The sequence below is a fragment of the Streptomyces sp. NPDC005017 genome, assembly GCF_042873115.1.
Classification (GTDB): domain Bacteria; phylum Actinomycetota; class Actinomycetes; order Streptomycetales; family Streptomycetaceae; genus Streptomyces.
This window is the reverse complement of record NZ_JBIALD010000020.1, coordinates 98,271-121,527: the sequence shown is the minus strand read 5'-3', so window position 1 is coordinate 121,527 and position 23,257 is coordinate 98,271. Positions and strand designations below refer to the sequence as shown.

General features: G+C 74.4%; 18 protein-coding genes. 7 read left to right on the top strand and 11 right to left on the bottom strand.

Annotation, left to right across the window (positions count from 1 at the left end; all coding sequences use genetic code 11):
• Positions 1 to 481: 481 nt before the first annotated feature.
• The 4 genes from ACFYR0_RS27200 (at position 482) to ACFYR0_RS27185 (ending at position 5,959) form a co-directional block, all read left to right on the top strand.
• Positions 482 to 2,239: a PucR family transcriptional regulator gene (locus ACFYR0_RS27200; RefSeq protein ID WP_389333367.1), complete on the top strand. Its 1,758-nt coding sequence runs from the start codon at positions 482 to 484 to the stop codon at positions 2,237 to 2,239.
• Positions 2,240 to 2,452: 213 nt separating this feature from the next.
• On the top strand, positions 2,453 to 3,799 hold the full coding sequence (locus ACFYR0_RS27195) for a diaminopimelate decarboxylase (protein ID WP_389333440.1): 1,347 nt from the start codon (positions 2,453 to 2,455) through the stop codon (positions 3,797 to 3,799).
• A 112-nt stretch (positions 3,800 to 3,911) separates the two neighbouring features.
• Complete coding sequence (locus ACFYR0_RS27190; RefSeq protein WP_389333363.1) at positions 3,912 to 4,733, top strand: dienelactone hydrolase family protein; 822 nt, start codon at positions 3,912 to 3,914, stop codon at positions 4,731 to 4,733.
• A 119-nt stretch (positions 4,734 to 4,852) separates the two neighbouring features.
• On the top strand, positions 4,853 to 5,959 hold the full coding sequence (locus ACFYR0_RS27185) for a hypothetical protein (protein ID WP_389333360.1): 1,107 nt from the start codon (positions 4,853 to 4,855) through the stop codon (positions 5,957 to 5,959).
• 99 nt (positions 5,960 to 6,058) lie between these two features.
• Here the strand turns inward: ACFYR0_RS27185 and ACFYR0_RS27180 are convergent, their stop codons facing one another.
• The gene (locus ACFYR0_RS27180; protein WP_389333357.1) at positions 6,059 to 6,877 is read right to left on the bottom strand and encodes a M23 family metallopeptidase; all 819 of its coding nucleotides are present in this window, start codon (positions 6,875 to 6,877) and stop codon (positions 6,059 to 6,061) included.
• Positions 6,878 to 7,086: 209 nt separating this feature from the next.
• On the opposite strand from ACFYR0_RS27180, the gene ACFYR0_RS27175 reads away from it, so the two are divergent.
• The gene (locus ACFYR0_RS27175) at positions 7,087 to 8,067 is read left to right on the top strand and encodes an ArsR/SmtB family transcription factor (RefSeq protein ID WP_389333354.1); all 981 of its coding nucleotides are present in this window, start codon (positions 7,087 to 7,089) and stop codon (positions 8,065 to 8,067) included.
• A gap of 81 nt (positions 8,068 to 8,148) precedes the next feature.
• On the opposite strand, the gene ACFYR0_RS27170 is transcribed toward ACFYR0_RS27175, so the two are convergent.
• The 5 genes from ACFYR0_RS27170 to ACFYR0_RS27150 form a co-directional block, all read right to left on the bottom strand.
• Positions 8,149 to 8,562: a peptidoglycan-binding domain-containing protein gene (locus tag ACFYR0_RS27170; protein ID WP_389333351.1), complete on the bottom strand. Its 414-nt coding sequence runs from the start codon at positions 8,560 to 8,562 to the stop codon at positions 8,149 to 8,151.
• A gap of 113 nt (positions 8,563 to 8,675) precedes the next feature.
• Positions 8,676 to 9,209, bottom strand: a complete 534-nt coding sequence (locus ACFYR0_RS27165; protein ID WP_389333438.1) for a TetR/AcrR family transcriptional regulator — start codon at positions 9,207 to 9,209, stop codon at positions 8,676 to 8,678.
• Positions 9,210 to 9,231: 22 nt separating this feature from the next.
• A complete protein-coding gene (locus ACFYR0_RS27160) occupies positions 9,232 to 10,068 on the bottom strand; it encodes an alpha/beta fold hydrolase (protein WP_389333348.1) in 837 nt (278 codons plus the stop codon).
• A gap of 96 nt (positions 10,069 to 10,164) precedes the next feature.
• The gene (locus tag ACFYR0_RS27155; protein WP_389333345.1) at positions 10,165 to 10,983 is read right to left on the bottom strand and encodes a hypothetical protein; all 819 of its coding nucleotides are present in this window, start codon (positions 10,981 to 10,983) and stop codon (positions 10,165 to 10,167) included.
• A gap of 5 nt (positions 10,984 to 10,988) precedes the next feature.
• Positions 10,989 to 11,375 (bottom strand): hypothetical protein, encoded by a 387-nt coding sequence (locus ACFYR0_RS27150; RefSeq protein WP_389333342.1) that lies wholly within the window; start codon positions 11,373 to 11,375, stop codon positions 10,989 to 10,991.
• A 67-nt stretch (positions 11,376 to 11,442) separates the two neighbouring features.
• Here ACFYR0_RS27150 and ACFYR0_RS27145 point away from each other — a divergent pair, with 67 nt between their 5' ends.
• Positions 11,443 to 15,849 (top strand): CHAT domain-containing protein, encoded by a 4,407-nt coding sequence (locus tag ACFYR0_RS27145; RefSeq protein WP_389333339.1) that lies wholly within the window; start codon positions 11,443 to 11,445, stop codon positions 15,847 to 15,849.
• Positions 15,850 to 15,864: 15 nt separating this feature from the next.
• Here ACFYR0_RS27145 and ACFYR0_RS27140 read toward each other — a convergent pair whose 3' ends face one another.
• Positions 15,865 to 16,431 (bottom strand): TetR/AcrR family transcriptional regulator, encoded by a 567-nt coding sequence (locus tag ACFYR0_RS27140; protein ID WP_389333336.1) that lies wholly within the window; start codon positions 16,429 to 16,431, stop codon positions 15,865 to 15,867.
• The gene (locus ACFYR0_RS27135; RefSeq protein WP_389333333.1) at positions 16,428 to 16,790 is read right to left on the bottom strand and encodes a DUF1304 domain-containing protein; all 363 of its coding nucleotides are present in this window, start codon (positions 16,788 to 16,790) and stop codon (positions 16,428 to 16,430) included. The genes ACFYR0_RS27140 and ACFYR0_RS27135 overlap by 4 nt, the downstream gene beginning before the upstream one ends.
• Positions 16,791 to 16,942: 152 nt before the next feature.
• Between ACFYR0_RS27135 and ACFYR0_RS27130 the strand changes: the two genes are divergently transcribed.
• Positions 16,943 to 17,683: a DUF6193 family natural product biosynthesis protein gene (locus tag ACFYR0_RS27130; protein WP_389333330.1), complete on the top strand. Its 741-nt coding sequence runs from the start codon at positions 16,943 to 16,945 to the stop codon at positions 17,681 to 17,683.
• A gap of 72 nt (positions 17,684 to 17,755) precedes the next feature.
• Here the strand turns inward: ACFYR0_RS27130 and meaB are convergent, their stop codons facing one another.
• The 3 genes from meaB to ACFYR0_RS27115 are packed head-to-tail and all read right to left on the bottom strand — an operon-like array spanning position 17,756 to position 22,739.
• Complete coding sequence (meaB, locus tag ACFYR0_RS27125) at positions 17,756 to 18,733, bottom strand: methylmalonyl Co-A mutase-associated GTPase MeaB (protein ID WP_389333327.1); 978 nt, start codon at positions 18,731 to 18,733, stop codon at positions 17,756 to 17,758.
• A 5-nt stretch (positions 18,734 to 18,738) separates the two neighbouring features.
• The gene (gene scpA, locus ACFYR0_RS27120) at positions 18,739 to 20,922 is read right to left on the bottom strand and encodes a methylmalonyl-CoA mutase (RefSeq protein WP_389333324.1); all 2,184 of its coding nucleotides are present in this window, start codon (positions 20,920 to 20,922) and stop codon (positions 18,739 to 18,741) included.
• A complete protein-coding gene (locus ACFYR0_RS27115) occupies positions 20,922 to 22,739 on the bottom strand; it encodes a methylmalonyl-CoA mutase family protein (protein ID WP_389333321.1) in 1,818 nt (605 codons plus the stop codon). Before ACFYR0_RS27115 ends, scpA begins: the two co-directional genes overlap by 1 nt.
• Positions 22,740 to 23,257 lie beyond the last annotated feature (518 nt).

Genomic DNA, 23,257 nt, shown 5'->3' with positions numbered 1-23,257 from the left:
GGGCGCGCGAGCACGCGAGGGCCCTGGCGCCCCGGATCCGCAAGGCCCGGGGGCGCGCCGAGGAGGCCGACGGAGAGCTGGGCCGACTGGCCGAAGCCCGGCCGCCGTCCAAAGCGTCGCGCTCGCGGAAGTAGGGCGGCCCGCCCGCGGAAGTGGGGCGGCGCCGACACTGCCCCGGCCGGGCGCGCGGACCGTACCCGGCGTCCATCTCGTCCCCGGACCGTGCCTGCTCACACCCCGCGAACGCCGTCCCCGGGCCCACGGCGGCGCGGACCGTGCCTGCTCACACCCCGCGAACGCCGTCCCCCGCGTCCATCTCGTCCCCGGACCGTGCCCTGCCCCTCACAGCGACGCGGGCCGAGCCCGGTTCCACACCCGACGCGGGTCGTGCTCCACCCCTCCGCGGTCGGCACCGCCCTCGTCGCATCCCCTCGTATCCTGGCCCGATGCATCCACTCGCCCCCGCCCGCACCCACCGGCCGTGACCGCCGGACGACCCGGGGAGGAGCTCGGCGGCGAGGTGCCGTCCGGTACGACCCTGCGTGAGGTCCTGGCCCAGGACGAGGACGGCGTGCTGCGGCTCCTGCTGGCCCCGGCCGGACAGGACGACGTCGTCGTTCAGGGCGTGATCATCGGGGTGGAGGACTCGGCGGGGCCGTACGACGGCCACATGGTGCTCGCCGTGGGGGCGCGGTTGGACGACGTGCGCGCCGCGGACGTCGTGCGGGAGGCGGCGCGACGGGGTGCCGTCGCGGTCGTCCTGAGTGGCGACGGCGAAGGCGGCGACGGCGGCGCCCCCGCCCCGGTCCTCGACGCCGCGCGGCGGGCCGGGATCGCCCTGCTGTCGCGCGCCCGGTGGGCCGAGTGGGGCGACACCCTGGAACTGGTGCGGTTCGCGCTCGCGCTCGGCGCGGTCGGCAGCCGGGACAGCCTGGCACAGGGCGCCGCGGGCGGCGGCCTCGGCATGCTCGCCTCGATGGCCGCCCGCGCCTGCCGGGCGTCGATCACCGTGGAGGACACCCAGTTCCGCGTACTGGCGCACTCCGCGACCAGCGCCGACGCCGACGGGCTGCGGCTGTCGACGATCCTGGGCGGCCGGGTTCCCGAGTGGCGGGTCGCCGAACTGCGCCGCAGCGGACTGCTGCGCACCCTGTGGACCTCCCACGACGTCATCCACCGCGCCGCCGACGGGGACGATCCCGAGCGGCTGGTCGTCGCCATCCGCAGCGGCGGCGAGGTCCTCGGGTCCATCTGGGCCGCGGCGGACGGCGACCGGCTGTCCCCGGACGCGGCGCAGGCGCTGCGGCGGGCGGCGGAGGTCGCGGTGCCCTATCTGCTCCAGCACCGGCTGCGCGGCAGCACCGGACGACGGCGCCAGGCCCACGCCCTGCGGGGCCTGCTGCTCGGCGAGGGCGACCACCACTCCCACATGTGGTCGCTCGAGCTGGCCCCGGACGTGCCCTGTGCCGTCGTCGTGGCCGAACGGGACCGCGCCTCGGGATCCACCGCCGAACGCGGCCTCCGGGCCCTCGCGCTCCAGGCCTCCGCGTACCGCGCCACCGCGCGGGTCTGGCGCGAGAGCGACCGGCTGACCGTACTGCTGCCGGTCCCGGACGGCGACGAGCGGGACGCGCCGAACCTCGCACGCGAGCTAGCCTCCCTCGCCGCCGACATGCCCGACGCCCCGGCCGTGTGGGCCGGTGCCGGGTCACCGGCCGCCACGCCGTCCGGCGCCGCCGACTCCTACGAGGAGGCCCTGCTCGTCGTGCGGGCCCTGCGGGAACGGGAGGCCCGCGCAACCGGGCCGGGCCACCCGGGGGCGCCGGCGGACCGGAGCGGGTCCGTGGACCTTCGAGGGCCCGACGACCGGCAGGGGCCCGTCCGGCACGCCGGTCCGGGAGACCTGTCGTCCACCGTGGCCGTCCTGCGGGTGCTCGACGCGATCCGGCCGCTCTGGGATCGCCACGGCGGCCCGGTCCACGACATGATCGCCACCGACCTCGCCGCCGGAGGCGAGCTGGTGCGCTCGCTCACCGCGTACCTCGACGCCGCGGGCGACATGTCCCGTGCCGCGCGGCGACTCGTCCTGCACCCCAACACCCTGCGCTACCGGCTGCGCCGGGTCCGTGAACGCTTCGGCATCGACCTCGACGACCCCGACACACGGCTCGTCGTCACGCTCGCCCTCCGGCTGGCGGAGACGGACCCGCCGGCCCGTGAGGGGCTGGAGCGACCCTGAGGGGTCGGTGACTCTCTGGTCGTTTTCGCCCTTCTTGTGGCGTTATTCGGAGCGGGGGACAAGGAATCCCCGTTTCTTTGTCCTGCCTCACGAAGACGGGCGCGGGCCCGCGGACGACGCTCGTGTCACTCCCTCGACACCGACGAAGGGCCATCCGTGACCACGCGTTCCGACGCCCCCGCGCAGCTCAGCCCGCCTCCCGACACCTCCGCGATCCTCGGCCCGCGGTCCGCCGCCCGCAGCGCGGGGCGCGCCGGCAGCGTGCTGCGTCACGCCCTCGAGCACGGCCTGCTCGGCCCGGGGCAGCCCGTCGCCGGTTTCCTCGACACCGACGGGATCGAGACCTCGGTGGCCTCCCTGCACGCCGCCTTCGACACCGTCCCCGAGGTGCTGCACACCTTCGCCGCCAAGGCCGCCTCCCTCGTCCCGGTGCTGCGGCTCCTCGCCGGGCTGGGCATGGGCTGCGAGGTGGCCAGCCCCGGCGAGCTGCGGCTCGCCCGGGACGCCGGATTCCCGCCGTCCCGCATCGTCCTCGACTCACCCGCCAAGACCCACGAGGAGATCGCCGAGGCACTCGACCTGGGAGTCGCCCTCAACGCCGACAACCTCGACGAACTCACCCGTATCGACGCGCTGCGGCCCGCCGGCTGCGCGTCCGTCGTCGGACTGCGCGTCAACCCGCAGGTCGGCGGCGGCAGCATCGGCGCGATGAGCACCGCCACCGCGACCTCCAAGTTCGGCGTGGCGCTGCGCGACCCGGGCGGCCGTGAGCGGGTCGTCGACGCCTTCGTCCGGCGGCCCTGGCTGACCCGGCTGCACGCCCACGTCGGCTCCCAGGGCTGCCCGCTCGGACTCATCGCCGAGGGCATCGCGGAGACGTACCGCCTCGCGGAGGAGATCAACGCCGTGGTCGGCAGGCGGCAGATCACCAGCCTCGACATCGGCGGCGGACTGCCCGTCAACTTCGACGACGACGAGGTGCGCCCCACCTTCGACGACCACGTACGCGCCCTGCGGGCCGCGGCGCCCGGCCTGTTCGCGGGGCGCTACGCGCTGGTGACCGAGTTCGGCCGGTCGCTGCTGGCCAAGAACGGCTTCATCGCGGCCCGCGTCGAGTACGCCAAGCAGGCCGGAGGACGGCGTATCGCCGTGACCCACGCGGGAGCGCAGACCGCGACCCGCACCGTCCTGATGCCGGGCGCCTGGCCGCTGCGCGTCGGCGCCTTCGACCCGCAGGGGCGGCCCCGGACAGGACCGGCCGAGCCCCAGGACATCGCCGGACCCTGCTGCTTCGCCGGCGACATGGTGGCCGAGGGCCGCGAACTGCCCCTGCTCACCGAGGGCGACTGGGTCGTCCTGTACGACACGGGCGCCTACTACTTCTCCACGCCCTGGGCGTACAACAGTCTGCCCCGCCCGGCCGTGCACGGCTACACCCTGGACGAGGACGCCGTACGCCTGGCTCCCGTGCGGGACGCGCAGACGCTCGACGAGATCGCCGCCGAGAGCGGTGCCCGGCACGCGGACCGGCTGCTCGCCCTCGCCCGGCCCGGCCGCTGAGCGCTGCTCCGACCACCCGCAGACGGCCTGGCCAGAAGGCGGTGCGCGCCAGGCTACTTGCCAGTAGGATGCGGCCCGCTGTCAGGGAGCGGTGCCGACTTCAGGGGGACGCGTGGCCGACGACGCGCTGGCCGACTTCACGTGGGAACGCTTCACGCACGGGGGCCGCTCGCACAGAGTGCTGCGTTCCGGGGAGGGCCCGGCCGTGATCGTCATGGCCGAGATACCCGGCATCACCCCGAAGGTGGCCCGGTTCGCCCGCGAGGTGCGCGCACTGGGCTGCACGGTGGTCCTGCCCGACCTGTTCGGCGTGGCCGGACGGGACCCCGATCCGGCGGCCCACGGACGGACCGGCGCCGCCGTGACGGGAGCGCGGGCCCTCGCCCGGGTCTGTGTCAGCCGGGAGTTCACCGTCCTCGCGGCCGGCCGCACCTCACCCGTCGTCACCTGGCTGCGCGCCCTCGCGGTGCGGGAGCACGAGCGCTGCGGCGGGCCAGGCGTCGGCGCCGTCGGCATGTGCTTCACCGGCGGCTACGCCCTCGCCATGGCCACCGACGAACGCCTGCTCGCGCCGGTGCTCTGCCAGCCGTCCCTGCCGCTCGCCGTGACGGACCGCAACCGCCGTTCCCTCGACATCTCGGACGCCGACCTGCGCACGGTCCAGCAGCGCTGCGAGGCGGGTCTGACCGTGCTCGGGCTGCGTTTCCGGGGCGACCGGCTGGCCCCCGGCGAGCGTTTCGCGATGCTGCGGGAGAAGCTCGGCGAGGCCTTCGTCGGGGTCGAACTCGACGACAGCGCCGCGAACCCCGACGGACTGATGCCCCCGCACTCCGTGCTGACCGAGCATCTCGTCGACGAGCCCGGCCAGCCCACCCGCAAGGCCCTCGACCAGGTGCTGGAGCACTTCCGGACCCGACTGCTGGTGTCCGGGTAGTCCCGGAGCGCACCCCTCGCGAGGGCGTCCCGCAGGGCACGTCGGCGGACTGACGGCCGCCCGGTCCCGCGTTTCCGCCGTGCCCCGACGGGCCGTTCACAGGCACCATGGCCGAGAACATGAGCGAGCCACAGGAAACGGGGGCAGATGTGAGCGAGGTGCTGTACGGCGAGCGGTCGTGGAACCCGCTGGCGCGGACCGTGGAGCTGACCGACGGCGGACTGCGCAGAGGGTTCAGGACCACACCGCTGAGCGAACTCAACCTGATGGCCATGGCCGACGCGTACCTGCGCGGCCACTGGCTGGGCGGAGGCGGGACCGAACGGCCCCTGGAGCGGCTGCCGGAGGGCCCGGGCGTCGTCCCGGTGACCCGTGCCACCGGCACCTCCAGGCCGGTACGGGTGCGGCAGGCCGCCGCGTTCGCCCGCGAACTGGGCGAGTTGGCCGTGCGGTTGTGCGGCGGTCCGGAACAGGTCGCCGCCCAGGCGGCCCGCGCCGGCGCCGAGGGCGTACCGCTGTGGATCGCGCGGCGGTACGCGCCCGGCCCCGCCGGGGCGGTGGCCGTCGCGGTGGACCGGAACCTGGTGCGCGTCGACGTATGGGGACCGCAGGCGCCCGTCGTACGGATCAGGGCGCCCTACGGCTTCCACGCGGCCGCCTACGACCCGACCAAGGGACTGCGGGTGACCGTCGGGGGCCAGGAGGCCCGGCTGACCCTGACGAAGAAGCTGCGCAAGTCGCGCAGCAGCGCGGAGATCCGGCTGCCGGGACAGCACTGGCTGCTGCGCCGGGAGAACGCGAGGAGTTCATGGCTGCTGCGCGACGGCCGGCCCGTCGCCCTGCTGTCCCGTCCGCCGCGCGGACAGCAGGTCGCGCCGGGCACGGTCCTGCTGCCACTGGCCCCGGTGCAGTACGCCGGTTCCGACCCGCTGGACGCCGTGATGGCGCAGGTGTTCTCGGTCGCCTTCGGGCTCGGCGACACCACGGGCGCGGCCCGCTTCCGCGCGGCACGGCGCCGGTCGCGGTCGGGTGAGCCGGTCGCGGTCGACATCTGGTGGGACCGGCCCTGGTTCAGCAACCTCGGCAGCGGCAGCGAGGACAACGAGTCCGGAGGCGGGGACGGCTGGGGTTCCGACGGCGGGGACGGCGGTGACTCCGGCGGGGGCGACGGCGGTGGAGGCGACGGAGGCGGAGGCGACGGCGGAGGCGGCGGAGGCGGCGACTGACGGCGCGGGGTGCCCTGACGGGCGTGTGCGAGGGCACGGCCGTCGGGGCCGGTCCCCGGGCCGCCGGACGCGATCCCGGGTGTACCGGCCGCCGTGGCGTCAGCAGTCGGGGATGACGGTCCCGCCGTTGTCACGGGCCTCGTCGTTGCCCCAGCGGGAGAGGTAGTACGCGGAGACGTACTGGTTCGCCGGGCCGACGTCGAGGTCGGTGCGCAGCCACCAGTGGTTGTAGTTGCCGGAGGCGTCCCGGATCTCACGTCCCCAGACCTTGCAGAAGACATAGTTGGTGCCCGCGTAGAGCGTGCCCGTCTGCGTGGTGCCGGTCGCGGAGGCGTAGCCGGGGGCGTTGGCGAACGTGTCGACCCAGTACTTGCCCGCGCCGCCGGAGCAACCGTTGTCGCTCGTCAGGTACTTCTGGTGGTAGGAGCCGGGATAGGGCGCCAGGGAGACGCCGTTGATGCGGATGGTCTGGCCCACGCCGTTGTAGAGCTGCTCGTAGTGGATGTGGGCGCCGGAGCTGTTGCCGGTGGAGCCGGTGGTGCCGATCCGCTGGCCCTGGGAGACGCCCTGGCCGTGGCTGACGGAGAAGGCCGACAGATGGAAGTAGTAGGTCTTCCAGCCGCCGCCGTGGTCGACGACCACGTAGTTCCCGGCGCCGCCCGCCTCGTAGTAGCGGTACGCGGTCCCGGAGGCGGAGGCCAGTACGGGCGTGCCCGCGGTGGCACCGCCGTCCGAGCGCACGAAGTCCAGGGCCTGGCGGACCTCCGCGGAATGGTGGCTGTACGTCCACTGCTGCCCGCAGGGGTAGGGGGCCTTGAACGTCGGTGCGGCCTGGGCGGGGGCGGCGGCCAGGCCGATCAGCCCGGTCGCGCCGAGGACGCCGGCGACGAGAACGGACAGGAGGCGTCTGAGGAACATGGCGCGGACTCCTTCGGCAGGAGGTGCGGTCGGCACCGGTGATGGGGGCGCACGCGCGGGACGAACGCGTCGGACGGATCGTATGGGCATGTTCATGACCCTACGGGGACGGCTTTCCGGCTCCGCCGAAAACCCCAGGCCACCGGACGGGCGCGAAACCCCGGACGGGGGACTTCCGTGCCACGCGGGGACGTTGTTTCATCGCGGGCATGCCCGGGACCCTGCGCATCCACCTCAGTGACGCCGACTTCCGCCATCTGCGGTTCGCGCGCTCCCCGGACCCGATGTGGGAGGCGATCCTCGGCCTGCACGTACTGACCACGCCGCCCCACCGGCTGCCCGCCCGCCTGCGCCTGTGGCGTCGCGGCGCGCGCAGGCGACTTCAGGACGAGGACCTGCGCGGAACCTGCCGTCTGCTCACCGCCCTCGCCCCGGCCGACGCCTCGTACTGGCCCGACTTCCTCACGCCCGTCGAGTCCGAAGAGGGGCTGTCGGCGGGCCTGCGCGTGCTGCGGGAGACCCCGCGGGCCAGGCTCGCCCGAGAACTGCGCGAGGCGTCCCGGCACCGGCCGCTGCCGACATGGACCCACCGCCTGGCCGACGGCGACCGCGCCCTGCTCGACGAGGTCGCGCACGCCCTCGGCCAGTTCCACGACCGTCTGCTCGTGTCCGACTGGAGCGAGGTCGAGGCCACCGTCGCCGGCCATCACGCGCGACGGACGGAGGCGCTGGAAGGCGGAATCGGCGCGCTGCTCGCGTCCCTGGCGCCCTTCGTGTGGCAGGACCCCGTCCTCAGCGCCCCGTACCCCATGGACCGCAGCATCCATCCGAAGGGCCGCGGCCTGCGGCTGATCCCGTCCTTCTTCTGCCACACCACGCCCGTGGCCATCGCCGACCCCGAACTGCCACCCGTCGTGGTCTACCCCCTCCACCCCCACGACCAGGACCACGGCCCGCGCCAGGAGGCGGCCCTGGCCGCGCTGCTGGGCGCGAACCGGGCACGAGTGCTGTCGGCCCTCGAGGCCACCCGCACCACCGGTGACGTCGCCGCGCGCCTGGCCCTGCCGCCCTCCTCGGTCAGCGGCCATCTGACCGTCCTGAGGAACGCGGGGCTCCTCACGAGCGAACGCGCGGGGCTCCATGTGATCCACCGGCTGACGCCGCGCGGACGGCTGTTGCTGGAGGGGTGAAAAGCCCGTGGGCCGACAGCGGGATCGCGAACCGAGGAGCCTCCCGGAGCACCGGGCGTGCGCGGGAGGTTCCCCGGGCGGTCAGAGGTTCCGCGTCGTGGGAAGGGCGTACGCGCACTGCGAGACGTAGTGCTCCGCCAGCCTCCAGTCGCCCCGGGCGATGCTGATCAGCGCGTCCCCCGACCGCTTCCCGAAGATCCCGTCGACCTGGAGCTGGAACTGCCCGGCGTAGCTCACGTTGACCCAGGACTGCAGCCGCTTCACGGCCGCGTAGGTCTCCGGGCCGAAGCGGCCGTCCACGGCGATCGGCGGGCTCGGGGTGAAGTGGTTGTAGAACTGCTGCACACAGGTCACGGCCGCGGGGACGTTCGCGTACCCGTAACCGACGTTCGGGGCATAGGGGTTGGCCTCCGCCGTGCCGGCGAGACCGGTAACCCCCAGGACACCCGCCGCGGCCACGGCTACGAGACGGCCGGCCCGGACTCTGTTCCTCATGACTCCCCCTGATGGCGCAACTCGGCGCTGACGAAAGCGTGTTCCTACGGTTCGTGATCTTCGCCTCGCATACTAGGGCCCCACCACCCGGCCCCCGAGGGGAGGTCCGGCGCTCAGAGCGCCCGCAGGCCCCGGTCGGCGAAGGCGATCAGCCACTCGAAGCTCTCGTCGACGTCGGCGCTCCACTGAAAGGCGTCGGCCGCCTCCAGCGTGGCGAACCCGTGGCAGAGACTGCGCAGCATCCGCAGGGCATGGTCGACGTCGGAGGCCTCGACGTCGTAGCCGCGCAGCACGGCCAGGAACGCGTTCAGCAGCTTCTGGCCGGAGACGGCGAGGGGATCGTCCGGGCCCGCCGGTTCCACCCCGATCGTCGCGGCGTACCGGCCCGGGTGCTCCACGACGAACGCCCGGAAGGCACGCGCCGCCGCCGCCAGTGCGTCGCGGCCTGCGTACCCCTGGACCGCGTGGCCGACCGCGCCCGCGACCTCGTCCAGCGCCAGCGCCGCGATACGCCGGTTGAGGTCGTCCTGGCCGGCCACATGCTTGTACAGGGACGGGGTCCGCACCCCCAGCCGTTCGGCCAGCAGCCCCATCGTCAGTCTGCCGGGCCCCACCTCGTCGGCGAGCGCGGCACCGGCCGCGACCACGGCCGCCGGGTCCAGGCCCGCCCTAGGCACGGGCGGCGTCCGGGCGCAGGAAGGCGAGCACCAGCGAGACGGTCTCGTCCGGGAACTGGTCGTGCGGGTAGTGCCCGGCGCCCTCGACCATCCCCAGGCGGCCGAGGCCGGACGGCAGCGCGTCGACGACCGCCGCGCCCTCCGCGTGCGGGTCGGCCCAGTCGGGGTCCTGTGTGCCCATGACGACCAGGACCGGGCAGCGGACGTTGCCGAGCTGCGCCCCGGCGTCGGTGGGGGCGCTGCGGCCCATGCTCTGCATCGCCTTCATACGGCCCGGCTCGCGCAGCCGCGCCTCGATGCGGTCGAGCCGGGCGGCCCAGTCGGCCGGTTTCACACCGGGGTAGGCCACGTCGAGGTACGAGCGCCACAGCGGCACGCTGCCGAACACGCCGGCGCCGAGCAGCCGCAGCATGCCCTGCCGGAACCGCTTCACGCGCAGGTCGCCGAGGCGGATCGACTGCTTGCGGGTGAACGGGGCCAGCTCGACGACCGCGGTGACCAGCTCGGGCTCCCGCGCGGCGGCGATGGTGGCGGCGCCACCGGAGACCGAGTGTCCGACGAGTACGGCCGGGCCGCCCAGGTGGCGGATCACGGCGAGCAGATCACCGGCGATGGCGGTGCGGCTCCAGGCCGGCCAGTCGGTGCCTGACTCGCCGCAGCCGCGCAGATCGACCGCGGCGACCCGGTGGCCCGCCGCCGCCAGGGCCGGGATCACCCGACGGTACGCCTCGCGGCTGTCGCCCATCCCGTGCGCGAGCACGACCAGCGGGCCGGACCCGGTCACCTCGTAGGCGATCGTGCCGCCGTCGACGTCGAGGTACTCGGTCATCGCTTCCCCCAGACTTGGCTAACGTTGTTAGCCAAAAGCTAATTCTATTAGCCAAGTCTGTCAACGGCTCCGGAATCGCGCGGCGCCCGCCGTCCCTCACCCCGGCCCGACCGGCGGCTCCGTCTCGCGCAGGGTGAACGCCGCCTCCGTCGTGCGGCACAGCGCCTGCACCGCGTGGCGCAGGGAGCGCCAGGAGGCCAGGCCGAGGAGGACGCCGAAGGGGGCCGCGGGCCACCACCAGGCGCCCAGGACTGTGAACGCCGCGCTCCAGACGAGGGCCTCGCAGGCGGCGTCGTAGGCGTCGCGGGCCTCGGCGAGGGCGGCGCGGGGCGGGTCGGCCGCGCCGAGCAGAAGGGTGGTCCAGCCGCCGGCGACATCGCCGCCGGTCTCCCGTCCGACGTTCTCCTCGGTGACGCGCAGACGGTCGCCGGACCACGTCGGTGACCGCGGCCGCCCGCCCGACCGGGCGCGGGCGGCCCGCGCGTCCAGCCGGTCGGCGCGCAGCGCGTGGCCGTCGGCGCGGGCCCGCACGGACCGCCGGGCCAGCACGTCCGGCTCGGCCCAGCGCCGTGCGCGCCACGCGGTCACCCGCCGGCCCACCGGCATCAGCCACCAAGGCCAGGCCCCGGACGCCAGCGCCCCGACGGCGGCCGCCACGTAGGGCACCGCGAACGCGGCACCCACCACCGGCACCGCGACGAGCACGAGCGAGGCGAAGGCGTCCGCGGTCAGGCCACCGCCCGTCCGCAGGGCGTCGGCGATCCGCTCGCGCGCGAGGGCCGTGTCGTTCCAGTGGGCGTGTCCCAGTTCCCCACCGCCGACGACCGCGACGACGACGAACAGCGCGGCGGGCAGCAGCCGCCGCAGGAACCAGCCGTCGGGTATGCGCTTCTGGAGTTCGAGCAGCAGGCCCATCGTGGTCAGCCGTCCACCAGGCGCATGAGCCCTCCGGCCAGTTCGCAGGCCGGTGTGGCGCTCGTGGCCCCCTCGCGCAGTTCGACCCGGCCGCAGCGGTCGGTGGGGCAGACCCAGCCGACCGACCGCGGGGTGGGGGCGCCCGGCCAGTCGCCGACACCCATGGTGGCGGGCAGCCCGAGCCCGTTGGGGACCCCGGCGGACTCGACCGCCTCGTGCAGCGCGCGTACCGCGTCCCGCCATCGGGGACCGGCCGGATCGGCGTCCCGTACGACGGCGAAGGCCGACTCCCAGACGGCCGCGGGAACGAGTGGCCGCAACTCCTCGACGTTGCGGCACAGGTATTCCACGGCGTCCTCGTACACACCGCGCGCCTTCGCCCCGTCCGCCACCCCGGCCTCCCTCGAAGTCCTGATTACCACTGCTTACTGACAGCCGGTCAGACTAATGTAGGTGGCGATGACCGAGCTTCGGGAACGCGTGGTCGGGCGTCTGGCCACGGCATACGGCACCGGCGATCCCGCACCCGTGCGCGACCGGGAGGCGGTGCTCGACGCACTGGCCCTGTTGCGGGAGGCGGCACCCTCGCCCGAGGACCCCGTCGACCTCGAAGCGGTCGCCGCGGTGTTCTGGACGTTCTGGTTCCGCCACCAGGGTCCCGAGGACCCGGAGGCCGCGCAGAACATGAGTGTCGGCGTGGCCGCCTTCGGCTTCCTGTGCCCGCGCCTTCCGGAGGAGGCCGGCCTCCCCGAGCCCCTCAAGGAGAACTTCGACCCCTCCGACCCGTCCCACGAGGCGCGGTTCGCGCACCTGGTGTGCTCGGTGCACGCCGAGGTCGCGCTGAACGGACCGCCGGAGGAACAAGCGTCCGCGCTCGACCGCGCGCTCGCCTGGTCGGACACCGCGCTCGACTTCGTACGCGCCGACGATCCGGTGGGATTCGTCGAACTGGCCGTCTACGCGCACGACTTGTGGATGTGCCGGTTCCAGTCGGAGGCCGACCCGGACGGGCTGGTCACCGCCGCGCGCTACGGACGGGAGGTGTGCGCGCGACTGGCCGCCGAACCCGCCCTGTTCGACACCGACGTGGCGCGGGCCGCCGCCGCGGCCTGTCTGCGCACGGTCGTGGACTCGGCCCGACTGCTCGGCACCCCCGGGGTCGCCCGGGTGGACCGGCTGATCGCGGCCCTGCCGGACCGTATCGTCACCCCGGAGACCGCCGACGGGCTGGAGTCCTTGCGGAGCCTGAACGCCCAGCCCGTCACCTGGCCCGGCGAACGCGACCTGCGGGTCGGCGCGGTGATCGCCGACGCGGGCGTCGACGAGCGGGACGCGAGCCGGATCGCCTGCGGCGTACGACGGCTGCGCGCGGCCCTCGCCGACACCCCGGCCGGCCACCCCGCGCACCCCGCGGTCACCGTCGCCCTCGGCCGGGCACTCGCCGCGTTCGCCCAGGCGCGCGAGGACGCCGACGCCGCCCTGGAGGCCACGGAACTGCTCACCTCGGCCGGGGAGATGAGTGCGGAGCACGGCGAGATGGTCGCCGCCTACCGGGAGTTCGAGGCGCTGACCGAGAGCGGCGCCCCGGACGCCCCGGAGCGGGCCGGACCGCTGCTCGGGCGCCTCGCCGAACTGGACAGGGAGCGCGCCGACCGCGTGGGCCGGCACATCGACCTCGACCTCGAAGTCCTCTCCCTGAGCACCGGATTCGTACCGGACGACAGCGCCGACGAACGCATCGGCCGCTACCGCGCCGCCCTCGCCGTCCTCCCCGCCGACGGTCCCCATCGGTCCGCCTACGTCGCCGTCCTGGCCGCCCTCACGGGGCTGAGGGCCGAGGCGCTGCGCGGCCGCGCCCCCGCCCGAGCGGGACTGCTGGACGTGGAGTGCCGGGAGCTGACCGAGGAGACGCTCGCCACCGCGCCGCCCGGCTTCCCGGCGGCGGACCTGCTGCGCCGCGGACTGTTCGAGGCCGCCCTGCCCGTCGCGGCCCTCGCCGTCACCGCTGACATCACGCACGACGAGGACCTGCCCGACGAACTCCGCTCAGTGCTGGCCCAGTTGTCGAGGATGGCCGATGTCCGCCTCGACGGCCCCGACCACCTCGACTCCGACATCGCGATCATCCGGGAGCTCCTCGACGCCGCGGACGAGGACGACCCCGAGCTGCGGCAGCACCTGGCGGGCGCCCTCGGCAGCGCCCTGTCCGCCGGCGTCGCGGAACGGCCCGACCCCGCCGTCCTCGAAGAGGTCGTACAACTCCTGCGCTACGCCCGCGCCGGTTCCGGCGAGGCGCCCGGCGCCTACGACCGGGCGCTCGCCGACGCGCTCACCATGCTGTCGGCGGGCAGCTTCGACGCGGAAGGCGCGCGCGAGGCGGCCGCCCTGCTCGCCTCGATGCCCGGCCACGCCCAGCCGGTCCCCGAGGGGCCCGTCCCGTACGACGGCACGGCGGTGACCGGGGTCGACCGGGAGGTGCTGGCGGCACGCACGGAGTTCCACAACGCCCTGCAGAACTACATCCTGGGTCATGAGCCCGCCCAGCTGGAACGGGCCCGGCGGGTCGCCCACCGGCTGCGGGAGATCACCCGCGCCGCGCCGGCCGACGGGCAGGACCGGCCCTGGTACGACCTGATGGGCGACGCCTACGCCGACCTGGTGGAGACCGTGGGACCGGGCGGCCCGCGCCCCGACCTCGACGACACGGTCGTCGAACAGTGCCGCAGGACGTTCGCCGCGTGCCCCGCCGGCCACCCCATGCGGCCCATGGTGACGATGACCCTCGCCCGGGTCCTGATGCAGCGCGCCGCCACCCTGCGCGCCACCGGACCGGAGCGGTCACGGGCACTGCTCGCCGAGGCACGGGGCCTGCACGGCATCCTGCGCGAAGCGACGCCGGAGGGGTCGCCGATCGATCTGGCCGGCATGGTCGGCACGGTCGCCGACCTCGTCGGCCGCGACCGCCTCCCCGAGACAGCGAACACCCCTGGTCCCCCGCGGCTCCCGGGCACCACCGGCACGGACGCCCCCGCACCGGCGGACACCGGCCCCTTCGGACCGCTCGCCGCGATGCTCGCCCGTCTCGCGGGACAACCCGCCCCCGACGGCTGGAACAACCCCGCCCTGCCCGTCTGGATGCGCGCCCACGGCGAGATCGCCGCGGCCGCCGGCGCGCTCGGCCGGGGGACGCCGCGGATCGACCTGGCGCTGACGCATCTCGAGGCGGCCGTCGAGGCGATGGCCGGCCTCACCGACCGCGGCAGCGACCAGACGTCCGCCGAACACGGACTGTCGACCTTCGAGGGCGACATCCGGTCCGTCGTCGAACTGGTCTTGTCCGCCGTCGAACTGCGCGACGCCCCCGCGAAGGTCTCCGAGCGGATGCGCGTCCTGGAAGAGACCGTCGCGGCGCTGGAGGGGGGACGGACGGCCGACCTCGACGGCCTGCCCGCGCTCGACCACACGGTCCGCGGCCCCGAGGTGGACCGTACCGCCGAACTCCTGGAACGCGGCCGCGGACTGCTGCTGGCCCGCCGCATCGAGGCCCGCGCCGACATCGGCGAGCTGCACTCGGCCCACCCCGAACTGGCCGCCGAGTTCGAGCGGTTGACCGACACCCTCGACTCCCGGCCCGCGCCGGACACCGGCGGGGCCACCGCGGGCGCCGCCGAATGGGCCCGGCTCGCCGGTCTGCGCGCCTCCAACGAACTCGACGACCTCGTACGGCGCATCCGCACCCTGCCCGGCTTCGAAGGCTTCCTGCGGCCGCCGACCGCCGAGGAGTGCAAGGCACTCGCGGCCGAAGGCCCCGTCGTCCTCCTCAACCACGGCAGGCGCCACTGCCACGCCCTCGTCATCACCCCGGAGTCGGTCACCGCGCTGCGCCTCGAAGCCGAGGCCGAGGAGACCACCGACGCGGCGCGCCGGCTGCGCGACGCCGTCGACGCCATCAACGCGCAGGGCACCGAGCGCCCCTCGCCGCTCCGTCTCGTCGCCGCGGGGAAGGAGGTCCGCGAGACCCTGGCGTGGACCTGGCACCGGATCGTCCGCCCCGTCCTGGACTCCCTCGGGGCGGCGGAACCCGTCCGGCGTCACGGCGTCTGGCCGCGCGTGTGGTGGGTGCCGACCGGCCCGTTCAGCGCCCTGCCGCTGCACGCGGCCGAGTGCACGGCGGCCGACTGCGCCGAGGACGGCTGCGGCGCCGCCCTCGACGCCGTGGTGTCGTCGTACGCGCCCGGCCTGCAGACCCTGACGTACGCGCGCGCCCGCGCCCGGCGGCGCGACACCGCCGGGCCCGGCGGAGCCCTGCTGGTCGCCGCGCCGGAGGACGACCTCCCCGGTGTCGCGGCGGCCGCCGCCTACGCGGCCGGACTTCTCGGCGCGCGGCAGCCGTTGATCGGCCCGGATGCCACCCGCGCCTCCGTGCTCGCCGCGCTGCACGACGCCTCCTGGGCCCACTTCGGCTGCCATGCCGCGACGGACCCCGCGGAGCCCTCCGGCGCCCTGCTGCACCTGCCCAGCGGTGAGCCGGTCTCGGTCCTGGAGATCTGCCGGGTCCGCCCCCGTGCCGCGCGCCTCGCCTTCCTCGCGGCCTGCGGCACGGCCCGTACCGCCGAACGCCTCGTGGACGAGGCCATCCACATCACCAGCTCGTTCCTGCTCGCGGGCTTCCCGGCGGCGGTCGGCACCCTGTGGAAGATCGACGCCACCCACGCGGACCACGTGACACGCGACTTCTACCGCCGTACGACCGCCGTCGGCGGCCCCGGTGTCGCGCGGGCCCTGCACGACACCGTCCGCCAGCTGCGGCGTCGCGTCCCGGACCGCCCGCACATCTGGGCGGCGTACGTCCACGCGGGGGCGTAGGCACGGCCGCGGGACTCAGGGCAGGGGAGTGCGGTGCAGATTGACGAGCAGCCGCCAGACCCGCAGGGCGATCCCGTCGGGGGTGGCCTCGATGAGTCCGTGCAGCCAGTCCGCGACGACTCCGGCGAAGGTCGCGGCCACGGCCGAGGCGACCAGGCCCGGCTCCGGCGCGCCGGCGAGGGTGCGCTCGGTGAGGCTGCGCGCCCGCAGGTCCTGGTGGAGCACGCGGCCGAGCGGGCCGCCGCCCCCGGGGCCGAGCAGCTCCCGGTACAGCCCGGCGTGCGGGGCCAGGCGGCGGAAGAAGTCGGCCAGGGCGGGCGGCGGGACCGCGGGATCGGGCTTCCCGCGCCACGCGTGCAGCGCGTCGACGGCCTCACGGACGACATCGGCGCATGCGTCGACGGCCAGTGCCTCCAGGTCGGCGTAGTGGACGTAGAACGTGGCGCGGCCGACGCCGGCCCTGCGGACCAGCGCGGCGACGCTGACCTCGGCGAGCGGCCGGTCGGCGCACTCCTCCAGCAGCGCCTGGCGCAGCCTCGCCCTGGTGCGCGCGGCGCGGGGGTCCGCCTGCGCGCCGGTCACCCGGCCACCAGAACGGCCGCGAGCGCCAGTGCCCCGGGCAGCGCCTGGGCGACGAAGATGCGCCGGTTGGCCGTGAACCCGCCGTACAGCCCCGCGACGAGCACGCAGGAGAGGAAGAAGACCTGGACCCGGAACCCGGTCGGGTCCGCCGCGATCAGACCCCACACCAGGCCGGCGGCCAGGAACCCGTTGTAGAGGCCCTGGTTCGCGGCGAGCGGCGCGGTGGCACGGGCCATCTCCGCGTCGAAGCCGGACAGTTCGCGCCCCGGTCTGCGCTCCCACAGGAACATCTCCAGGACCAGGATGTACGCGTGCAGCGCTGCTACCAGCCCGACCAGGATGTCGGCGGTTGTCGTCATGGGGACGCCCTTCATAGTTAATGGACAGGTGTCCATCTTAACTGGACAGTCGTCCATGAAGTGCGCCGTTCCTGTGAACGTCGTCACGCGCAGGCGGGGCACTGTGCGATGAATGCCTCCGAGGGCGGAAATTCGGCGAAGAATCCGGTGTCATGCCCACCCCTCCTGATCCCGCCGTCCTGTTCCCCGACGTGTCGGCCCGCGGCAGCCTCGCCTCGGCGCTGCGGGCCGTGGCGGAGGCCCGTCTCGACACCGTGCCCGTCACGGCCTCGGACTCCGAGCCGCTGATGTACGCGAGCGTCCCCAGTCTGCTGCCGTACCGCGAACCGCTTCAGATCGGCGCGTGGTCGTACGAGCGGCGTTGGTCCGTCCGCGGTGAGGAGTCGCACCAGGGCCTCGCCCTCGTCGAAGGGAGGACCGAGGACCTGGCGCAGGTCGCCAGGGCCGCGCGGGCCTGGTACGACGGGGCGGAGCTGCCGGACATCGCGCGAGCGGCGCCCTTCGTGCGTTTGACGGGCCGCTTCGAGGTTCCCGACGGCGATCCCGCAAGGCTGACGGAGTCCGAGTGGCGGAGCATGCGCCAGGAGGCGGCCGAGCTCGAACAGCCCTGGAGAGGGCCGTACCAGACCCTGATCGAGACGGCGTACGCCGAGTCCGCCCTGCGCGCTCTCTACCCGTTCACCAGTCACCGGGTGCTGCGGTTCTCGAGCGGCCCCCGCCCGCACCTGAGCATCGTCGGACCGTGCCTGACCGCGAACTGCGACGGTACGTACGGCGTGGGCAGGGGCTTCATCACCCAGGATCTCGGTGTCTTCGCCACGGCGGAGGAGGCGGTGGCGCTGGCCGTGAGCCGGCTGCGGTCCGACCCCGAGACGCCGGCTCCCGGCGCATGACCTGACATGAGGACGGGACGGGGCCGGGCGTCTCCCGGATGCCCGGCCCCGTCCCCCGGTCCGTGGACGCCCTCAGGACCCGAAGGCCCCGAGGATCCGCTCCGCCGCCAGCGTCGGCGTCAACAGGCCTTCCCTGAGCTGCCGTTCTACCTCGGGAGTGAGGTCGCGTACGGCGGGGCTGGAGTGCAGCCGGGTGAGGAGTTCGTCGCGGACCATCGACCAGGCCCAGCCGACCTGCTGTTCACGGCGGCGGGCGTCGAGACGGCCGGTCGCGTCCAGGAGCGAGCGGTGCTTCTCCAGGCGCTCCCACACCTCGTCCAGACCGGTCGATTCCCGGGCACTGCAACTGAGCACCGGCGGCGTCCAGACGGCCTCGCGGCCGTGCATCAGCCGTAGCGCGCCCGCGAGTTCACGGGCGGCGGCACGGGCGTCGGTCGCGTGCGGACCGTCCGCCTTGTTCACCGCCACCACGTCCGCGAGCTCCAGGACGCCCTTCTTGATGCCCTGCAACTGGTCGCCCGTGCGCGCCAGCGTGAGCAGGAGGAAGGAGTCGACCATGTCGGCCACGGCCGTCTCCGACTGGCCGACGCCGACCGTCTCCACGAGGACGACGTCGTAGCCGGCCGCCTCCATCACCACCATCGACTCGCGGGTCGCCTTGGCGACACCACCGAGCGTGCCGGCGCTGGGGGAGGGCCGCACGAACGCGGCCGGGTCGACCGCGAGCCGTTCCATCCGGGTCTTGTCGCCGAGGATCGAGCCCCCGGTCCGGGTGGAGGACGGGTCGACGGCGAGCACCGCCACCCGGTGCCCCAGCCCGGTGAGCATCGTGCCGAAGGCGTCGATGAAGGTGGACTTGCCGACGCCCGGCACCCCGCTGATGCCGATCCGGCGGGCCCGGCCGCTGTGGGGCAGCAGCCGGGTCAGCAGTTCCTGGGCGAGGGCGCGGTGGGCCGGACGGGTCGACTCCACCAGGGTGATGGCGCGCGCCACGAGGGCGCGCCTGCCGTCCCGTACGCCCTTCTCGTACGCGTCGATGTCGATGGCCATGGGGACTACTGGCCGTGCCCCAGGTCGGCGGCGAGGCGGTGGACCAGGTCCGCCGCCGCGTCCGGGATCACCGTGCCGGGCGGGAAGACGGCCGCGGCGCCCATCTCCAGCAGGGTGGGGACGTCCTGGGGCGGGATGACCCCGCCGACCACGATCATGATGTCCTCCCGGCCCTCCGCGGCCAGCTCGTCCCGCAGCGCGGGGACGAGCGTGAGGTGGCCCGCCGCCAGCGACGAGACGCCCACGATGTGCACGTCCGCCTCGACGGCCTGCCGGGCCACCTCGCCCGGCGTCTGGAACAGCGGGCCGACGTCGACGTCGAAGCCCAGGTCGGCGAAGGCGGTCGCGATGACCTTCTGGCCGCGGTCGTGGCCGTCCTGGCCCATCTTGGCGACCAGGATGCGCGGACGCCGGCCCTCGGCCTCCTCGAAGGCGTCCACGAGCGTCCGGGTGGACGTCACGGACTGGGACTCACCTGCTTCGTTGCGGTACACACCGGAGATCGTACGGATCTGCCCCGCGTGCCGTCCGTACACCTTCTCCAGGGCGTCCGAGATCTCCCCGACCGTGGCCTTGGCGCGAGCCGCCCGCACGGCCAGCTCCAGCAGGTTGCCCTCGCCGCCCGCGGCCCGGGTGAGGTCCTCCAGCGCGGCCTGGCAGACCCGCTCGTCGCGCTCCTCGCGCAGCCGCCGCAGCTTGTCGATCTGCCGGGCGCGCACCGAGGAGTTGTCGACCTTGAGCACGTCGATCTGCTCGTCGCCGTCCACGCGGTACTTGTTGACGCCGATGACGGGCTGGCGGCCGGAGTCGATGCGGGCCTGGGTACGGGCCGCGGCCTCCTCGATGCGCAGCTTGGGAATGCCCGCGTCGATGGCCTTGGCCATACCGCCCGCGGCCTCGACCTCCTGGATGTGCTGCCACGCCTTGCGCGCCAGGTCGTAGGTGAGCCGCTCCACGTAGGCGCTGCCGCCCCACGGGTCGATGACCCGAGTGGTGCCGGACTCCTGCTGGATGAGCAGCTGGGTGTTGCGGGCGATGCGCGCCGAGAAGTCGGTCGGCAGCGCCAGCGCCTCGTCCAGGGCGTTGGTGTGCAGCGACTGGGTGTGTCCCTGCGTGGCCGCCATCGCCTCCACGCACGTACGCGTGACGTTGTTGAAGACGTCCTGCGCGGTCAGCGACCAGCCGGAGGTCTGCGAATGGGTGCGCAGCGACAGCGACTTGGAGTTCTTCGGGTCGAACTCCTTGACCAGCCTGGCCCACAGCAGCCGCGCGGCGCGCAGCTTGGCGACCTCCATGAAGAAGTTCATGCCGATCGCCCAGAAGAACGACAGCCGGGGCGCGAACGCGTCGACGTCCAGGCCCGCTTCCCGCCCGGCCCGGATGTACTCGACGCCGTCCGCGAGCGTGTACGCCAGCTCCAGGTCGGCCGTGGCACCGGCTTCCTGGATGTGGTAGCCCGAGATGGAGATCGAGTTGTAGCGGGGCATGTTCCGCGAGGTGAAGGCGAAGATGTCGGAGATGATCCGCATCGACGGCTTCGGCGGGTAGATGTAGGTGTTGCGGACCATGAACTCCTTGAGGATGTCGTTCTGGATGGTCCCGGCGAGCTTGTCCGCGGACACGCCCTGTTCCTCGGCCGCCACGATGTAGAGCGCGAGGACGGGCAGCACCGCGCCGTTCATCGTCATCGACACCGACATCCGGTCCAGCGGGATGCCGTCGAACAGGGTCCGCATGTCGTAGATCGAGTCGATCGCCACGCCCGCCATGCCGACGTCGCCCGTGACACGCGGGTGATCGCTGTCGTAGCCGCGGTGCGTGGGCAGGTCGAAGGCGACCGACAGACCCTTCTGGCCGGCCGCGAGGTTGCGGCGGTAGAAGGCGTTGGACTCCTCCGCGGTGGAGAAGCCGGCGTACTGGCGGATCGTCCAGGGCTGGTTGACGTACATCGTCGGGTAGGGGCCGCGCAGGAACGGCGCCACACCCGGGTACGTGCCCAGGAAGTCCACGTCCTCCAGGTCACGCGCGGTGTACAGCGGCTTGACGCCGATGCCCTCGGGGGTCTCCCAGAGCAGGTCCTCACCACCGGACGCCTGCTCGACGGCGGCCCGCCACTCGTCGAGACCGCCGCCGGACGAGGACGGCGACGGGGATCCGAGGTCGATCCCGGTGAAGTCGGGGATTCCCATCAGGACACTCCCATGCGGTCGAGGGCGGCGGACAGGACGGCGACCGCGTCGCATCCGGAGAAGACGTAGGAGTCCACGCCCGGGTACGAGCCGGGCCGGCCCGCCAGGGCGACATGTGTGGCACCGGCGGCGCCGAGGGCGGCGGCCTCGGCCTCGGCCCGCTCCTCGTACAGCGCGTCGCTGGAGCACAGGCACGCCTCGGTTGCGCCGCTGTCGGCGAACGAGCCCTCCGTGACGGGCTCGATGCCGCCCGCCTGGAACAGGTTCGCGGCGAAGGTCAGCCGCGCGGTGTGCGCGGCGGCGGGCCCGAGCGCGGCCAGATAGACGCGCGGGCGGGCGCCGGTCGCCGCGAGGTGGGCGTCGGAACGGGCACGCAACGCCTCGAACGCCTCGTCGCGACGCACCCGCGGCAGCCCGCCGCCGGGCCGGTCGGGAGAGGGCTCGCGCACGACCGGCTTCTCGCCGAGGTGCGGGAACTCGCTCACACCGGTGACCGGTTCACGCCGCTCGGCGAGTGCCTTGGAGCGCTCGGCCCAGGTCGCCGCGAGCCGCCGCTCGGTCCAGCCGGACGCCAGCGCGGCTGACTGGCCGCCCTCCCGCTCGGTCTCCTGGAAGAACTCCCAGCCCGCGTGTGCGAGTTCGTCCGTCAGCGACTCCACGTACCAGGAGCCGCCGGCCGGGTCGATGACCCGCGCCATGTGCGACTCCTCGATCAGGATCGTCGAGGTGTTGCGGGCGATCCGCCGCGCGAACGCGTCGGGCAGGCCCAGCACGTGGTCGAAGGGGTGCACGGTCACGCTCTCCGCGCCGCCCACACCGGCCGCGAGGGTCGCGACCGTCGCGCGCAGCATGTTCACCCACGGGTCGCGGGCGGTCATCATCACCGGCGAGGTGACCGCGTGCTGGAGCTGCGCGCCCGCGCCGGACGCCCCGCACGCCTCGGCGACCCGGGCCCACAGGCGGCGTGCCGCGCGCAGCTTGGCGATGGTCAGGAACTGGTCGGCGGTCGCCGCGTAGCGGAACTCCAGCTGACCCAGCGCCTGTTCGACGCTCAGGCCGGCGTCGGTGAGCGCGCGCAGGTAGGCCACGCCGGTGGCGAGGGAGGCGCCCAGCTCCTGCGCGGCCGAGCCGCCGGCCTCGTGGTACGGCAGGGCGTCCACGGTCATGGCCCGCAGCCCCGGGTACGTCTCGGCGCAGCGCCGGGCGAGGGAGACGGCGACGGGGAATCCGTCCTCGTCGTACGCGGTCCCGGTGCGCGCCCGGGTGCCGAGCGGGTCGGCGCCGAGGTTGCCGCGCGCCGCCTCGGGGGCGACGCCGCGGCTGCCGTACAGCGCGAGGAGCTCCTCCGCCGCGACCGCGGTCTCGTGGCCGGCGTCCAGGACGACCGGGGCGAGGTCCAGGTACACGCCCTTGAGGAGCCGGTCCAGCTCGCCCGTCGGGATGCCGCCCGGCCCCATGGCGAGCCACAGGGAGGAGACGCCGTTCTCGAGGTCGGTGAGCACCGCCTCGGGGTCGGGCGCCGCGTGGCGCTGCCGTACGTCCCAGCCGCCGACCGTGTTGCCCTCGGCACGCCCGGAGCGTACGAACGGGGCGAAGCCGGGCAGGCCGGGATCGGGCACGCCGTCGGCGGCCGTGTAGAGGGGACGGGCGCGAAGCCCGTCCTCCAGAGCCGTGGACAGCTTCTGCTCGGCCTCGGCCTCGGGTACGTCCTTGCCCGACCTGCTCAGTACGCCTGCCACGAGGCGCTGCCACTGTGCATGGGTCGCTGCGGGGAATTCGGCGGCCAGCGGGAGGCCGTCGTCAGGCAGCACAGTCATGATCGGATGCTAGCCAGATGCTCATCGGAGCAGCAGCACGATCCTCTGTGACATATCCCTCTCCACGGCCGTACGCATTTTGTCCCATGCCCGGCGCCGCCGCCGCGCCGCCTCCCGGCCCGGCCCGCGGGGGTCCCGGCGCCCGGGAGCCGCATGGTGAGGGGGGTCACGCGGGTGCCGTCGCGAGGATCTCACCCCAGGGCCCTTCTGATGGATCTCCGCGGCGTCGCGACGCCCTCCCCACCGCCTCGAGGGCGTGGGAGGTACCCCCAGTCGCACGGCGCGGAGCCACCTGTCCCTCCGCACCGCACGCCGATCGCACGCACCGAACGTCGCTTTTTCTCCCACGGAGGTCCGTCAGAAGGGCCCTGGCCCGGCGGGCGCCGGGGCCGGGCGCCCCGGCGCCGCGGACACGACCGGGCGGGGGGGCGGCCGCGGCCCGCCCCCCCCCCCGGGGGGGGGGGGGGGGGGGCGGGGGGGGGGGGGGGGGGGGGGGGGGGGGGGGGCGGCGCGCCGCC